Below are 14,449 nucleotides of genomic sequence, written 5' to 3'. Positions count from 1 at the left end.
CATGCAGTCGGTGTTCGAAGCGCTGACGGTATTGATCGCCGAAGACAGTGCAGCCGATCGCATGCTGCTGTCGACTATCGTCCGTCGCCAGGGTCATGAGGTACTGACGGCCAGCAACGGTGCCGAGGCGGTGGCGGTGTTCGAGCGTCAGCGCCCGCAGCTGGTGTTGATGGACGCCATGATGCCGGTGATGGACGGTTTCGAGGCGGCGCGGCAGATCAAGCGATTGGCTGGCGAAACGCTGGTGCCGATTATCTTTCTGACCTCGCTGACGCAAAGCGAAGCCCTGGCTCGCTGCCTGGAAGCAGGCGGCGACGATTTTTTGGCAAAACCCTATAACCAGGTGATCCTGGCGGCCAAGATCAAGGCGATGGACCGTTTACGGCGCTTGCAGGCGACGGTGCTGGAGCAGCGCGATCAGATTGCCCGGCACCATGACTACTTGCTCAACGAGCAGCGGGTCGCCAAGGCGGTATTCGACAAGGTGGCGCATTCCGGCTGCCTGAGCGCGCCGAATATCCGCTACCTGCAATCGCCTTATGCCTTGTTCAACGGCGATTTGTTGCTGGCAGCGTTTACACCCGTCGGCGATATGCACGTGCTGCTGGGCGATTTTACCGGCCACGGTTTGCCGGCAGCGGTGGGTGCCATGCCGTTGGCGGAGATTTTCTATGGCATGACGGCCAAGGGCTTTGGCCTGTCGGAAACCCTGCGCGAGATGAATGCCAAGCTCAAGCGCATCCTGCCGGTCGATATGTTTTGCTGCGCGACCATGCTTTGCCTGAGTTTTCAGCGCCGGGCCGTAGAGGTCTGGAATGGCGGGATGCCGGATGGCTATCTGCATTGCATCGCAACGGGCGAACATACGCCGTTGCTGTCGCGGCATTTGCCTTTGGGTGTATTGGGTGCTCAGGCGTTCGATGACCGGACCGAGGTCTTTCCCATGGCCCTCGGAGACCGGATTATCCTGCTGTCGGATGGCGTGATCGATACCTGTGATGCCAATGAGCAATTGTTTGGCGTCGAGCGATTGGAACGGGTGTTCGATGCCAATCACCAGCCGGATAAGCTGTTCGAGGAGATCGAGCAGGCCCTGAAGGATTTTCGCGGTGAGGCGCGCGACGACGTCAGTATGGTCGAGGTGAGCCTGCCCCAAGCGGCACAGCTGAATCCGCCGATGATGGTTTTCTCCGGCAGTGGCCAGTCCAGTCCTGTGGATTGGTCGGTGAGTTTCGAGTTTCGCGCGGCCACGCTCAAGTGTTACAACCCACTGCCCTACTTGCTGCAATTATTGCTTGAAGTGCATGGTCTGCGGGCGCAAAGCGGAGCGCTCTACACGGTGATGGCCGAGCTCTATTCCAATGCTCTGGAGCACGGCGTGCTGGGGCTGGATTCAAGCCTCAAGCGCGATGCCCAAGGGTTCTCGCAGTTCTATCAGCAGCGCAATGCGCGCCTGACCGAGCTCGAAGACGGCTATGTGCGGGTACATTTGCAGGTCGAGCCGCGAGGCAAGGGTGGATGTCTGGTGGTTCGGGTGGAGGACAGTGGCGCCGGCTTTGATGTGCGGCGAGTCATGGCCAGGCCCGTCGATGCCGGCAAGTTGTCAGGGCGTGGCGTCAGCCTGATTCGCCAGTTGAGCCACAGCGCCAGTTGGTCCGACGATGGCCGCAGTGCCCGCGTGGAGTTTTCCTGGGAGGCTCTGGCAAAATCCGCGAATTCTTGATCAAGGAGCGAGCAAGTGGCTGAGATTCATCTGGATCGCGATGTGCTGAGCACATTGCAGGAAGTCATGGAGGATGGGTATCCGGTGTTGCTGGAGACCTTTCTTGCGGATTCGGAAGAGCGTTTGCGGCAGTTGCACAAAGCCGAAGATGCAAACCAGCTCATCGCCACCGCCCATAGTTTCAAAGGTAGTAGCAGCAACATGGGCGCTATCCGTCTCGCCGAGCTTTGCCATCAACTCGAGCAGCGAGCCAAAGAGCTGTCGCTTGGTGGTATCGAAACACTGGTAGCAGAGATTGACGGTGAGCTGGCCATCGTACGCCCTCTGTACGAGGAAGAGCGCAAGCGTTCCCAATGCTGAAAAGCCATGGCGCTGCACATTCCCCGTAGCAGCTGCCTTCGCCAGCTGCTACGAATCGCACTGTGGGAGCGGGCTTGCCCGCGAAGAGGTCCTCAAAGCCGCCAAAAGCTTCGCGGGCAAGCCCGCTCCCACGGGCATATCGGCTCAACCGACGTTTTTGATTTTGGCGAAGCCATCTGGCTCGACCCTTGCAATACAGTCTTCCAACTGTACCTACGATCCCAGTGCAGCGGAGACCGTTTATGCCCCTTACCCCGAATATGCTTCTTCAGGCCGCGTCGAAGGCCAAGACTCAAGCCGCCAGCGCCAATGCCCCGGCGGTCGCTGCCGGGCCTGCAGACAAGGCGTCAAGCTTTGCCCAGGTCTACGCCAAAGAGTCGCAGAGCAAGCCTGTCACGCCAGGTGAGGGGTCAGCCAAGGCAATGCGCGACAAGGTCGCGGATAACGCCGACAAGAAGGATGCGATCAGTGATAACGCTGCCGCCCCGGAGCCGGCAGTTGCCGATAGCGGCAAATCCTTGCCTGCCGATAAAGCGAGCGACACGGACGATAAGGTCGCCAGTGACGATGCGCCGGTAACCGATACTCCGGTGGCCGATACTGTTCCCGTCGAGCCGACGCTGGACCCGGCATCGATGCAGGCGCTGCAGCCGGTCGTGCCGACAGCTGTGCCCGAAACGTCTCCCGTGGTTGCTGCGGTACAGCCGCAGATTGAAGCTACGCTCGCCGCCGCTGCGTCTGCCCAGGCGGCGATGACAGAACCCGATTTTGACCCCGAGGCCGATCCGCTCGATGCGCTACCCGCACTGCGGCTGGCCCTTGAGCAAAGCGGGCATGTTTCGGCTTCCAGTCAGGCCCAGAGCAAAGCTGCACCGGCTGAGTCACCGCTTCCTCCTGCGCAAAACTTTGCCAACGGCATGGCGGCCATGGTCGACCTGGAGGCGGATAAAGACAGCACCGGCCAGGGCAGTGACGCGGCGTTCAGCGGCTTGATCGATGATGGTCTGAAAGACCTGAAAAATGCCTCCAGCGATACCCGTGTCGATGACTTCGCCAACCGCCTGGCAGCGCTGACCCAGGCGGCAACGCCCAAGACCGCCAATGCGCTGCCGGTGAATCAGCCGCTGGCCATGCATCAGAGTGGCTGGACCGAAGAGGTGGTCAATCGGGTCATGTACCTGTCCAGTGCCAATCTCAAATCCGCCGATATTCAGCTGCAGCCGGCTGAGTTGGGACGTCTGGATATTCGCGTGAACATGGCGGCGGACCAGCAGACTCAAGTGACCTTCATGAGTGCTCACCCCGCCGTGCGTGAAGCGCTGGAAGGGCAGATGTTCCGGTTGCGCGACATGTTTACCCAACAGGGTATGGGCCAGGTCGACGTTAACGTCTCCGATCAATCCCGTGGCTGGCAGGGGCAGGAACAGGCTCAGCAGGGGCAAAATCGCAGCGCTGGCAATGGCGGTCGCCTGGATTCGGGAGATGACGATCTGCCGATGAGCGTGGCTGAAGTCGCCGCGAGCACTACCAGTGTGATCGGCTCCAGTGCGGTCGACTATTACGCCTGACAGATAGCGGCAGCCAAAGATTCGCGGGCAAGCGAACGTCGCCCGGCCCTTCCCACAAGAACACCGCGATACCTGTGGGAGCGGGCTTGCCCGCGAAGGCGTCCGCGCAGTCACCAAAGCTGTGTACTGAATCAGTTCCTTCTCTCTTTCCCTGACAACTCTGGCATAACACTTGCTCTTGCCTTGCCGTGCGACTGTGAAAACCCGAATAGTGACGGATTATTGGCATGGCGAAGAGCGAAGCAGCAGTAAAAGACCCCGCAACCAAAGGCAAACTCAAGCTGATCATTGTGATCGTGGTGGCCCTGCTGCTGGCGATCGGCTTGTCCGTGGGGGCGACCTGGTTCTTCATGCACAGCGCCCAGAGCAAGCCTGCCGCCGCGGCTGAAACCGCCCCTGTCGGCAAGCAGCCAGCGATTTTCGAGCCAATGGCTCCAGCCTTCGTGGCCAACTTCAACCAGAACGGTCGGCAGCGCTATATGCAGGTGAGCATCACCCTGCTTGCGCGTAGTCAGGCCGATCTGGATGCGCTGAAAGTCCACATGCCGGTGATCCGCAACAACCTGGTCATGCTCTTCTCCGGGCAAAGCTTCGACACCCTGGCGACTCCGGTCGGCCAGGAAATGCTGCGCCAGAAGGCGACTGCCAGCGTGCAGGAAGTGGCGCAGAAAGAAGTGGGCAAAGTGGTGGTCGAGCAGTTGCTCTTTACTAACTTCGTACTGCAGTAGGAACACGACATGGCCGTGCAGGACCTGCTGTCCCAGGATGAGATCGATGCGCTGTTGCATGGTGTCGACGACGGTCTGGTACAGACCGACAACGCTGCCGAGCCCGGTAGCGTCAAAAGCTATGACCTGACCAGCCAGGATCGCATCGTCCGTGGACGCATGCCGACTCTGGAAATGATCAACGAGCGTTTTGCCCGCTACACCCGCATCAGCATGTTCAACATGCTGCGTCGTTCGGCGGACGTTGCCGTCGGTGGTGTACAGGTCATGAAGTTCGGCGAATACGTGCATTCGCTGTATGTGCCGACCAGTCTCAATCTGGTCAAGATCAAGCCGTTGCGCGGCACCGCGTTGTTCATCCTCGACGCCAAGCTGGTGTTCAAACTGGTGGATAACTTCTTTGGCGGTGACGGTCGTCACGCGAAGATCGAAGGTCGTGAATTCACCCCCACCGAGTTGCGCGTAGTGCGCATGGTGCTGGAGCAGGCCTTCATCGATTTGAAGGAAGCCTGGCAGGCGATCATGGAAGTGAACTTCGAGTACATCAACTCGGAAGTGAACCCGGCCATGGCCAACATCGTCGGGCCGAGCGAGGCCGTGGTGGTCTCGACCTTCCACATCGAACTCGATGGCGGTGGCGGCGATCTGCACGTGACCATGCCGTACTCGATGATCGAGCCGGTCCGGGAAATGCTCGATGCCGGCTTTCAGTCGGACCTCGATGACCAGGATGAACGTTGGGTCAATGCCTTGCGCCAGGATGTGCTGGACGTCGATGTGCCGCTGAGCGCCACGGTCGCGCGTCGTCAGCTGCGTCTGCGGGACATCCTGCACATGCAGCCGGGTGATGTGATCCCGGTGGAACTGCCGGAAGAATTGATCATGCGCGCCAATGGCGTGCCGGCCTTCAAGGTCAAGCTGGGCTCCCACAAGGGCAATCTGGCGTTGCAAGTGGTTGAGCCGATCGTGCGCCGTTAAGCGGTGCTCGAACCTATTCGCTTTTGTTAAATGATTTTTTGCCCGCCGAGGACAACTGATGGCTAATGACGATGTAATTTCCGCGGAAGATCAGGCCTTGGCTGATGAGTGGGCTGCCGCGCTGGGGGAATCCGGTGATGCCAGCCAGGACGATATCGATGCCTTGCTGGCCGCCGATGCGGGAACGTCCGGGGCGTCCAACCGTTTGCCGATGGAAGAGTTCGGCAGCGTGCCGAAGAATAACGAACAGGTCACTCTCGACGGTCCGAACCTGGATGTGATTCTGGATATTCCGGTATCGATTTCCATGGAAGTCGGCAGCACCGAAATCAATATCCGTAACCTGCTGCAGTTGAACCAGGGGTCGGTGATCGAGCTCGATCGTCTGGCGGGTGAGCCACTGGATGTGCTGGTCAACGGCACGCTGATCGCTCACGGCGAAGTCGTGGTGGTCAACGAGAAGTTCGGCATTCGCCTGACAGACGTGATCAGCCCCAGCGAACGCATCAAGAAGCTGCGCTAAGTGAAGAAGTTTCTCGGCGTATTGCTGGCCTTGCCGTTCAGCGTGCTGGCGGCCGAACCGCTGGCCCAGGCTGCGGCGCCGGTCGCCGGCAGCAGTGTTGCCGGGCAACTGACGCAGTTGGTGTTGGGTTTGCTGCTGGTACTGGGCCTGATCTTTTTCCTCGCCTGGCTGTTGCGTCGGGTTCAGCGGGCAGGATCTGCCGGCCAAGGGCAGGTGATCGAACTGATCGGCTCGCGTGCCCTCGGACCGCGGGATCGTCTGGTGTTGGTACAGGTTGGCAACGAGCAGATTCTGCTGGGGCTGACGCCGGGCACCATCAGCGCATTGCATGTGCTCAAGGAGCCGGTGCACGTGCCCGGCGCCGAGAAAGCGACACCCGAGTTTGCCCAGCGCCTGATGGAGCTGCTGGGTAAGGATCAGAAGGATAGGAAGTAATGCCCTTGCGCATCATGTTCACGCTGCTCCTGATGTTGGCGGCGCCGCTGGCGTTCGCCGCCGATCCGTTGTCGATCCCGGCGATTACCCTGGGCACCAACGCCGAAGGGGCGCAGGAATACTCGGTCAGCCTGCAGATTTTGCTGATCATGACGGCGCTGAGTTTCATTCCGGCGTTCGTCATGCTGATGACCAGCTTCACCCGGATCATCATCGTGTTCTCGATTCTGCGTCAGGCCCTGGGCTTGCAGCAGACGCCGTCGAACCAGATCCTCACCGGCATGGCACTGTTTCTGACCATGTTCATCATGGCACCGGTTTTCGATCGGGTGAATCAGGACGCCTTGCAGCCATATCTGGCGGAAAAGCTCACGGCTCAGGACGCGGTGGCCAGGGCGCAAGTACCGATCAAGGACTTCATGCTGGCGCAGACCCGCAGCAGTGATCTGGAGTTGTTCATGCGCTTGTCCAAGCGCACCGACATCGCCACCCCGGATCAGGCGCCGTTGACCATTCTGGTTCCGGCTTTCGTTATTTCCGAGCTGAAAACCGCGTTCCAGATCGGTTTCATGATCTTCATTCCGTTCCTGATCATCGACCTGGTCGTGGCCAGTGTGCTGATGGCCATGGGCATGATGATGCTCTCGCCGCTGATCATTTCCCTGCCGTTCAAGATCATGTTGTTCGTGCTGGTGGATGGCTGGGCGTTGATTGTCGGGACATTGGCGGGCAGTTTCGGTGGCGTTTGAAACCTTGTTGGCAGGTAGCCCGTTATGACTCCTGAAGTCGCAGTAGACCTGTTCCGTGAAGCGCTCTGGCTGACGACCATGATGGTCGCCGTGCTGGTTATTCCGAGTTTGCTGGTGGGTTTGCTGGTGGCGATGTTTCAGGCCGCCACGCAAATCAACGAACAGACCTTGAGCTTCCTGCCGCGCCTGCTGGTGATGCTGGTCACGCTGATCGTCGCCGGGCCCTGGCTGGTGCAGACCTTCATGGAATACATCCTGCAGTTGTACGGCAGTATTCCGCAGTTGATCGGCTAAACCATGTCGATGCTTGCGCTGACGGACACGCAGATCAGCACCTGGGTGGCGACCTTCATGTTGCCGCTGTTTCGTATCACCGCGGTGCTGATGACCATGCCGATCTTCGGCACGACACTGGTACCCACGCGTGTTCGTCTGTACTTCGCCCTGGCGATCACCATGGCGGTCATGCCGGGATTGCCGCCGATGCCGCAGGTGAATGCGCTGGACCTCAGTGCGCTGTTGCTGATCGCCGAGCAGATCATTATCGGGGCACTGTTGGGGTTCTCCTTGCAGTTGTTTTTCCAGGCCTTTGTCGTGGCCGGCCAGATCATCTCGATTCAGATGGGCATGGGCTTCGCGTCCATGGTCGACCCCACCAACGGCGTATCGACAGCGGTGATCGGGCAATTCCTGACGATGCTGGTGACGCTGCTGTTTCTGGCGATGAATGGCCATCTGGTGGTGTTTGAAGTCCTGACTGAAAGCTTCACTACGATGCCGGTGGGCAGCGCGATGCTGGTCAATCATTTCCGGGAGTTGGCGGGAAAGCTCGGTTGGGTGCTTGGCGCGGCCATGCTCTTGGTACTCCCGGTGATCACGGCGTTGCTGGTGGTTAATATTGCCTTCGGCATCATGACCCGGGCGGCGCCACAGCTGAACATCTTCTCTATCGGCTTTCCGCTGACGCTGGTACTCGGCATGGTGATTTTCTGGATCGGCCTGGCGGACATTCTCACTCAGTATCAGCCGCTGGCCACCGAGGCCTTGCAGTTTTTACGCGAACTGGCAAAGGCGCGCTGAGCCATGGCAGAAAGCGAGAGCGGTCAGGACAAAACAGAAGAGCCCACGGAGAAGCGCAAGCAGGACTCTCGGGAAAAGGGCGAGGTGGCCCGATCCAAAGAGCTCAACACCCTGGCGGTGATGTTGGCGGGAGCGGGTGCGCTGCTGGTGTTCGGCGGGGCATTGGCGATAGACCTGCTGGAAATCATGCGCCTGAATTTCTCCCTGCCCCGCGAGGTGCTGCTTAATACCGACGCCATGGTTCAGTATCTGCTGCACTCCGGGAAGATTGCGCTAATCGCGACCCAGCCGATACTGGCGGTCCTGTTGATTGCGGCGGTTCTGGGGCCGATATCCCTGGGGGGCTGGTTGTTCGCGGGGAGTAGCCTGGCGCCGAAATTCAGCCGGATGAATCCGGCCAGTGGGCTCAAGCGGATGTTTTCCAGCACCGCGCTGATCGAGTTGCTCAAGGCCTTTGCGAAGTTTCTGATCGTGCTGTGTGTGGCGCTGTCGGTGTTGTCCTCGGATATCGATGACCTGCGGCGTATCGCCCATGAGCCGCTTGAGCAAGCGATCATCCACAGCGTGCAATTGGTCGGCTGGAGCACCTTGTGGATTGCCTGCGGGTTGCTGGTGATTGCGGCGGTGGATGTGCCGGTGCAGCTCTACCAAAGCCATAAGAAGCTGCTGATGACCAAGCAGGAAATCCGCGACGAGCACAAGGATCAGGAAGGCCGGCCGGAGGTCAAGCAGCGGATTCGTCAGCTGCAGCGCGAGATGTCCCAGCGGCGCATGATGGCGGCGATTCCCGAGGCGGACGTGGTCATCACCAACCCGACTCACTACGCCGTCGCCCTCAAGTACGACCCGGAGAAGGGCAGTGCGCCGGTGCTGCTGGCCAAGGGCAGTGATTTCCTGGCCTTGAAGATTCGTGAAATCGCCGTGGCCAACGAAGTCCTGTTGCTGGAGTCGCCGGCCCTGGCGCGTTCGATCTACTACTCCACCGAGCTGGATCAGGAAATCCCGGCGGGATTGTATCTGGCGGTGGCTCAGGTACTGGCCTACGTCTACCAGATCCGTCAGCACCGGGCGGGCAAGGGCAAACGGCCTGATCCGCTCAAGGACCTGCCGATTCCGCCGGATTTGCGGCGAGATTCGTGATAGTTGCAGTGTTAGTTCCGGCCCCATCGCGAGCAGGCTCGCTCCCACAGTGGATCTGCTTTGAACACAAATGCTTGTCCACTGAAGATCTAATGTGGGAGCGAGCCTGCTCGCGATGAACGATAACCGGGTCTATCTGACGAAGCCTCATAGCTTGGCCGCGAATCAATACCGATCAGACTATTTGAACAGGGCCCGGGTATTGAGCGACTAACGCATCGACGGTCAACAAGGTTATGCCTTCCACTGTGGCTTGTGCCACCAGAATCCGGTCGAAAGGGTCTTTATGAATCGATGGCAAACTATCGACGGCGACCGCGTGCTCGCTGGCGATAGGTAGCTCGCTGTAACCGTTATCCAGTAACCCACGACGCAGTACGCGTGCATTCACCTGAAAATCAGAGCGCCCCAGTCCATGCTTGATAGCAATTTCCCATAGGCTGGCGGCGCTGAAGAACAGCTCATTTTCAGGCGCTTCAATCAATGTACGGGCTGCGACGGATAAGCGATCAGGATCACCCGCAGCCCACAGCAGCAAATGCGTGTCCAGCAGTAGCTTCATGCTTCACCGCCGAACAATTGTTCGATTTCAGTGCTGCCCATTTGATCGAAGTCATCCGGCACGCTGATCTGTCCCGTCATGAATCCTACTCGCCTCACCTGGCTGGATTCCGGTGCGGTCAGTGACATCACCTTGACCAACGGTTTACCGGCTTTGGCAATAATAAAAGGCTCCCCTTTCGCGGCCTGCTCGATAAGACGTGACAAGTGAGTTTTGGCTTCGTGGATATTGACGGTCTGCATGATTGACTCCCGACCAGACTAAGTCTTGTTAGTTTGGTCCGCGTAAAGAAAAACGGCAAGCCATGAATCCAAGTGACCTGCCGATTTGCGGTGCGACTTCTGATGTTTTCGCTGAGTGTGCCGGCCAATATCTACCTCTCTTTTGGCTCTAACGTCCGTAGCAGCTCGGCAGCGTTGTTGTGCCCCACCGGCTTCACTGGATATTCGTTGTCCAGCACCTTTTCGATCAGCAGCAACCCCAGTTCGAGCATTTGATGGATGACCAGGGCGAGGTTGCGATCCTTGCCGTCGAGGTCGTCGGACAGGTCCAGGGTCAGGGTGGCGGCCGAGCAGACATCAGGCACGCTAATCGGGACTGTCATGAATCCCGGTCGCTTTACCTGGCAGGATTTCCTTACCGCCATTTACCACCCGTCGGAATCCACCCCCAACCTGTTATTTCTGACAGTAGCCAACCCTCCCGCCTTTGGCATTGAATAACTCCGTCAAGCCTATCCCCAACCGGAGTCTCACATGACCAGCCAAACCCCCATCTCCGCGGACAGCAGCGTGCTGCTCCTGCGCGAACTGAAGATCCCCGGTCGCACCGGCCCCACGCCTTCCGGTGCCTGGGGCATCAACCTGGCCGCCGCGCAAGACAACTTTCCGCGCCACGGCCTGCAATGCCAGGCCGGGCCCTGGGGCAACATGGGGGTGGGCGACAAGCTGGTGATTTTCTGGGGCGACGGCAATCAGGTGCTGCAGGAGACCGTTGATCAGGCGGAGAAGGACACCGAGCTGACACTGTTCATCCCGGCGGCGCGGATCGCCAACGGTGCCGTTAACGTGTCGTACCGCGTCACCCGCCTGGGCGGTACGCCCGAGCCTTCCGAGGTCATGCCGGTGTTCGTCAAGCTCACCCGGCCCGGTGGCCAGGACCAGAATGGCGACACCCCCGGCCATTCCGAACTGCACATGACCCTCCCCAAAGAGATCCTCGACGGCGGCATCGACAAGGACAACGTCGCGGCCGGGGTGCCGATCACCATCCTGGCTTATCCGCAGATGGCCGTCGGCGATGTGATCCAGGTGACCTGGGGCGGCCGGTTCGTGCTCAGCGAGCCGCTGACCCAGGACCAGGTCGATGGGAAGGTCCCCATCGTCGTGCAGATCGACGAAGCCACCATCCGCGCCGCTGGCGACTCGGACAGCAGTGGCCTGGCCGTGGCCTTCGAAGTCTACGACGTGGTCGACAACCGCTCCGAGGACTGGTGCGCCGAGCAGCGGGTGGTGGTCGGTGTCGACCAGACGCGCCTCACCGCGCCCATCGTCAAGGAGGCCGTGAACAATGAACTCGACGTCGACAAGCTGGGCGACAAGGAGGCGACCGTACAGATCCTGGCGGTGGACAACAACTTCAAGCTGGGCGACATCATCGTCCTCAGGGTCAAGGGCACCCCGGTGGAGGGCGCGCCGGTCGACCTCGAAATCACAGGCGAGCCGCTGAGCAATGTGCCGAGCATTCCCGAACTGAAGGTGCCCAACGCCGCGCTCAAGCAACTGGCCAAGACCCAGATGGTGTTTTCCTATCGCCTGAAAAAAGCCGATGGCAGCGCCGACCTGCTGTCCAAGGGTCGGTTCATCCGGGTCATCGGCGAAATCCAGCGCCTCAAGGCGCCGATCGCCGAGGACGCCCAGCAAGGCGCCATCGACCCGGAACTGCCGCGCACGCGCATCGAAATCCCCTTCGACAAATCCTTCGCCGCCGGCCAGGCGCTCAAACTGTTCTGGCTCGGCACCCGGCCGGACTTCAGCACCTACCTGCCCGACCTCGGGCTGCGGCCGATCACCAATGGCGATATCGAGGCCGGTGAATCGCTGTACATCACGGTCGCGGGCGAACACCTCACACCGATCAAGGGCGGCACGCTGGAACTGTATTACCAGCTGCTGATCGACGACGCCGCGCGGGGTACGCTGAACAAGGTCAACGCCACCCACGCCATCCGCGAATCCCTGCACCTGGCGCCGCTGAACGTCGGCGAACCGCGCCTGGAACTGCCCGAGCCGAAAGTGGCCGGGGTCGTCGACGGCGTTCTCGACCCGGACCGGTCAGGCACCACACTGACCGTGGAGTACCTGCAGACGGTTAAAGACGACGAGGTGACCTATGAGTGGGTGGGCTCCAAAACCGGCAAGGCCAGCGACTCGGTCAAACTGAGTTCGTTCACCGCTGGCCAACCGGTGCCGTTCAGCATCAAGGCGGAACTGATCAAGGGCAATGAAGGCGGAACGGTGTCGGCGTCGTATCTCATCAATCGGGCGGCCGGCGGAACCAGCTATTCCAATGCGCTGGAATTCAGTGTCGGGGTAGCGCTGGACCTGACCCCTCCAAGCATTAAGGAAGCGCCGAACGACACCAGGCTGGACCCGATGGCCGCCCTGACCAGTCTCACGGCCCAGGTGAACTATGTGGGGATGCAGATCGGCGACAAGATCAGCGTGACCTGGAAAGGGGCCGCCGGCACGCCCACGGGCGGTTCGCACGCCACCGAGCCAAGGTCGGTGGCGACGGTCGGGGTGCAGGAGATCCCGTTATTGGTCTCGGTGCTTGCCTTCAACCTCGGCAAGTCCGTTGAAGTGAGTTACACCGTGACCCGTGGCACCAACCAGCCGCTGCCCTCGGGCGTTCGGACCCTGGCGGTTGGGCGGCTGCCCGACAGCGCGTTGCGTGCACCCACCATCCTCGAAGCCGCCAACAATGGCGAAGGTCCGGAATTCGACGTGACCAGTCTTACCCAAGATGCCGTCATCCGGATCCTCAACTGGCCGCTGATTGCGCTGGGTCAGTATGTGTGGCTGCGCCTGCAGGGCACGAAGGCGGACAATACTGCCTGGAGCAAAACAGTGTTTCAGCCGCCGGGCGCGCAGACCAACCCTACCTGGATCGCCACTGGCCGCTATGACCACGCAACCAACAAGGCCGAGCTGCAAGGGTTGAAGGACGGCTCAAGCCTGACCCTGGAGTTCAAGGCCGCGCTGGGAGGCAGTCAGGTGGAAGCCGAAGCGGTGACCTTCCCGGTGAGGACCTATATCGTCAAGGCGCTGGTGGCGCTCAAGCCTGTAATCACCTCGGTGAAGGACTCCAAAGGCGTTGAGATCCCGAACGGCGGATATACCGCGGACACCACCGTTGTCCTCAGCGGTACCGCCAGCAAGGACCAGCAGGTGGAAATCTTCGATGGCACGGCCTCAAAAGGAACCGCGATTGTCGATGCCAGTGGCAACTGGACCCATACGGTCACAGGGCTGGCGTTGACCTCGCACAGTTTCACGGCCAAGGCCAAGTATGGCAACGAGGAGGAGTCGACAGCGCGAACCTTGACGGTTGTTGCACTCGTCACGCCTGCGATCACTTCGGTGAGGGACTCCAAAGGCGTTGAGATCCCGAACGGCGGATATACCGTGGACACCACCGTTGTCCTCAGCGGCACCGCCAGTAAGGGCCAGCAGGTGGAGATCTTCGATGTCACAGTGTCAAAAGGAACAGCGCCCGTTGATGGCAATGGCAACTGGAGCAAAACGGTCACAGGGCTGGCTTTGGCCGCGCACAGTTTTACGGCGAAGGCGAAGTATGGGAGTGGTCAGACGTCGGCAGCGTGGACCTTGACCGTCGCGGCAGCGGTCACGCCGGCCATTAGCTCGGTGAAGGATGGGGATGGGTACGAGATCGTGCGGCGTCACTTTGACGCGTTCACCGCGCATTCCAATGTAACCTTGAGCGGCAGGGCCACTGCAAATCTCCAAGTCGAAATTTTTGATGGTACCACTTTGAAAGGTACATCAACTGCCAATACAAGCGGCATCTGGACACACACAGTAAGCGGACTGAGCGTTGGTAGACACATTTTTACCGCCAAGGCCGTTTATGGTAATAGGCCGACATCCCCCGCATTCGTGCTTACGAAGCTTGCCGGAACCGAACCATTATATCTTTACATGAATGAAGCTGTGAAACAGGTCTATCCAGAATTACTACACGGCGCTAGAGGACTAACATTTGTGTTTGTCCCACAAGCCGACGGATCAACTGGTATCCGAAACCCATACGACGGTACAGCGCTTCACATGAGCGAGACAGCCGTCTGGTGCGCCCCCCCATCAGGTAACGCCTATACAAGTTTCACCATATTGACGCGTCCAAACGGATCTATCGTCATACAAAACAGTTACAACAAACGAGTTTTGGGTATGACATACGCTACTGTAAGAGCAGAGGTATTCGATCCGAATGATGCCAACACATGGCAAAGATTTAAGCAAGAATATGCGGATAGCAATATGAGGATTCGATTATTCCATCGTTAACAGAGGTGGCTGGA

The 14,449-nt window shown here is 59.6% G+C and carries 15 protein-coding genes; 12 read left to right on the top strand and 3 right to left on the bottom strand.

Annotated elements, in window-relative coordinates; genetic code table 11:
• Position 1 precedes the first annotated feature (1 nt).
• The 11 genes from AC3I0A_RS19195 to flhB all read left to right on the top strand — a co-directional run bounded on the left by AC3I0A_RS19195 (position 2) and on the right by flhB (position 9,284).
• Entirely contained in the window at positions 2 to 1,723 is a 1,722-nt protein-coding gene (locus AC3I0A_RS19195; RefSeq protein ID WP_489373841.1) for an ATP-binding SpoIIE family protein phosphatase, read from the top strand.
• A 15-nt stretch (positions 1,724 to 1,738) separates the two neighbouring features.
• Complete coding sequence (locus tag AC3I0A_RS19190) at positions 1,739 to 2,083, top strand: Hpt domain-containing protein (protein WP_489373840.1); 345 nt, start codon at positions 1,739 to 1,741, stop codon at positions 2,081 to 2,083.
• 242 nt (positions 2,084 to 2,325) lie between these two features.
• Positions 2,326 to 3,651, top strand: coding sequence for a flagellar hook-length control protein FliK (locus tag AC3I0A_RS19185; protein ID WP_489373838.1), 1,326 nt, complete (start codon positions 2,326 to 2,328; stop codon positions 3,649 to 3,651).
• 227 nt (positions 3,652 to 3,878) lie between these two features.
• Positions 3,879 to 4,379 carry a flagellar basal body-associated protein FliL gene (gene fliL, locus AC3I0A_RS19180; protein WP_489373836.1) on the top strand — a complete coding sequence of 167 codons (501 nt, stop codon included), beginning with the start codon at positions 3,879 to 3,881 and terminating at the stop codon, positions 4,377 to 4,379.
• Between the two features lie 9 nt (positions 4,380 to 4,388).
• Positions 4,389 to 5,357, top strand: a complete 969-nt coding sequence (gene fliM / locus AC3I0A_RS19175) for a flagellar motor switch protein FliM (RefSeq protein WP_489373835.1) — start codon at positions 4,389 to 4,391, stop codon at positions 5,355 to 5,357.
• Between the two features lie 58 nt (positions 5,358 to 5,415).
• Entirely contained in the window at positions 5,416 to 5,880 is a 465-nt protein-coding gene (gene fliN / locus AC3I0A_RS19170; RefSeq protein WP_489373833.1) for a flagellar motor switch protein FliN, read from the top strand.
• Entirely contained in the window at positions 5,881 to 6,315 is a 435-nt protein-coding gene (gene fliO / locus AC3I0A_RS19165) for a flagellar biosynthetic protein FliO (RefSeq protein ID WP_489373832.1), read from the top strand.
• The gene (gene fliP / locus AC3I0A_RS19160) at positions 6,315 to 7,064 is read left to right on the top strand and encodes a flagellar type III secretion system pore protein FliP (protein WP_489373830.1); all 750 of its coding nucleotides are present in this window, start codon (positions 6,315 to 6,317) and stop codon (positions 7,062 to 7,064) included. The genes fliO and fliP overlap by 1 nt, the downstream gene beginning before the upstream one ends.
• A gap of 24 nt (positions 7,065 to 7,088) precedes the next feature.
• A complete protein-coding gene (fliQ, locus tag AC3I0A_RS19155) occupies positions 7,089 to 7,358 on the top strand; it encodes a flagellar biosynthesis protein FliQ (protein ID WP_047226258.1) in 270 nt (89 codons plus the stop codon).
• Between the two features lie 3 nt (positions 7,359 to 7,361).
• Complete coding sequence (gene fliR, locus AC3I0A_RS19150) at positions 7,362 to 8,144, top strand: flagellar biosynthetic protein FliR (protein ID WP_489373828.1); 783 nt, start codon at positions 7,362 to 7,364, stop codon at positions 8,142 to 8,144.
• A 3-nt stretch (positions 8,145 to 8,147) separates the two neighbouring features.
• Complete coding sequence (flhB, locus tag AC3I0A_RS19145; RefSeq protein WP_489373827.1) at positions 8,148 to 9,284, top strand: flagellar biosynthesis protein FlhB; 1,137 nt, start codon at positions 8,148 to 8,150, stop codon at positions 9,282 to 9,284.
• 175 nt (positions 9,285 to 9,459) lie between these two features.
• On the opposite strand, the gene AC3I0A_RS19140 is transcribed toward flhB, so the two are convergent.
• The 3 genes from AC3I0A_RS19140 to AC3I0A_RS19130 all read right to left on the bottom strand — a co-directional run bounded on the left by AC3I0A_RS19140 (position 9,460) and on the right by AC3I0A_RS19130 (position 10,450).
• Complete coding sequence (locus AC3I0A_RS19140; protein ID WP_489373825.1) at positions 9,460 to 9,846, bottom strand: type II toxin-antitoxin system VapC family toxin; 387 nt, start codon at positions 9,844 to 9,846, stop codon at positions 9,460 to 9,462.
• Positions 9,843 to 10,088 carry a type II toxin-antitoxin system Phd/YefM family antitoxin gene (locus AC3I0A_RS19135; RefSeq protein WP_489373823.1) on the bottom strand — a complete coding sequence of 82 codons (246 nt, stop codon included), beginning with the start codon at positions 10,086 to 10,088 and terminating at the stop codon, positions 9,843 to 9,845. The genes AC3I0A_RS19140 and AC3I0A_RS19135 overlap by 4 nt, the downstream gene beginning before the upstream one ends.
• A 131-nt stretch (positions 10,089 to 10,219) precedes the next feature.
• Positions 10,220 to 10,450 carry a DUF6124 family protein gene (locus tag AC3I0A_RS19130; RefSeq protein ID WP_489373822.1) on the bottom strand — a complete coding sequence of 77 codons (231 nt, stop codon included), beginning with the start codon at positions 10,448 to 10,450 and terminating at the stop codon, positions 10,220 to 10,222.
• 151 nt (positions 10,451 to 10,601) lie between these two features.
• Here AC3I0A_RS19130 and AC3I0A_RS19125 point away from each other — a divergent pair, with 151 nt between their 5' ends.
• Entirely contained in the window at positions 10,602 to 14,435 is a 3,834-nt protein-coding gene (locus AC3I0A_RS19125) for a hypothetical protein (RefSeq protein WP_489373821.1), read from the top strand.
• Positions 14,436 to 14,449: the final 14 nt, after the last annotated feature.

The sequence above is a fragment of the Pseudomonas sp. KH_024_B2 genome (genome assembly GCF_057839965.1).
This window is presented reverse-complemented; position numbering and strand designations above follow the sequence as displayed.

What these genes read in the sequence shown, in the direction of transcription:
- AC3I0A_RS19195 (WP_489373841.1), top strand. Translation starts at nt 2, where the DNA reads ATGCAGTCGGTGTTCGAAGCGCTGACGGTATTGATCGCCGAAGACAGT.
- AC3I0A_RS19185 (WP_489373838.1), top strand. Translation starts at nt 2,326, where the DNA reads ATGCCCCTTACCCCGAATATGCTTCTTCAGGCCGCGTCGAAGGCCAAG.
- fliL (WP_489373836.1), top strand. Translation starts at nt 3,879, where the DNA reads ATGGCGAAGAGCGAAGCAGCAGTAAAAGACCCCGCAACCAAAGGCAAA.
- fliM (WP_489373835.1), top strand. Translation starts at nt 4,389, where the DNA reads ATGGCCGTGCAGGACCTGCTGTCCCAGGATGAGATCGATGCGCTGTTG.
- fliN (WP_489373833.1), top strand. Translation starts at nt 5,416, where the DNA reads ATGGCTAATGACGATGTAATTTCCGCGGAAGATCAGGCCTTGGCTGAT.
- fliP (WP_489373830.1), top strand. Translation starts at nt 6,315, where the DNA reads ATGCCCTTGCGCATCATGTTCACGCTGCTCCTGATGTTGGCGGCGCCG.
- fliQ (WP_047226258.1), top strand. Translation starts at nt 7,089, where the DNA reads ATGACTCCTGAAGTCGCAGTAGACCTGTTCCGTGAAGCGCTCTGGCTG.
- fliR (WP_489373828.1), top strand. Translation starts at nt 7,362, where the DNA reads ATGTCGATGCTTGCGCTGACGGACACGCAGATCAGCACCTGGGTGGCG.
- flhB (WP_489373827.1), top strand. Translation starts at nt 8,148, where the DNA reads ATGGCAGAAAGCGAGAGCGGTCAGGACAAAACAGAAGAGCCCACGGAG.
- AC3I0A_RS19140 (WP_489373825.1), bottom strand. Translation starts at nt 9,846, where the DNA reads ATGAAGCTACTGCTGGACACGCATTTGCTGCTGTGGGCTGCGGGTGAT.
- AC3I0A_RS19135 (WP_489373823.1), bottom strand. Translation starts at nt 10,088, where the DNA reads ATGCAGACCGTCAATATCCACGAAGCCAAAACTCACTTGTCACGTCTT.
- AC3I0A_RS19130 (WP_489373822.1), bottom strand. Translation starts at nt 10,450, where the DNA reads ATGACAGTCCCGATTAGCGTGCCTGATGTCTGCTCGGCCGCCACCCTG.
- AC3I0A_RS19125 (WP_489373821.1), top strand. Translation starts at nt 10,602, where the DNA reads ATGACCAGCCAAACCCCCATCTCCGCGGACAGCAGCGTGCTGCTCCTG.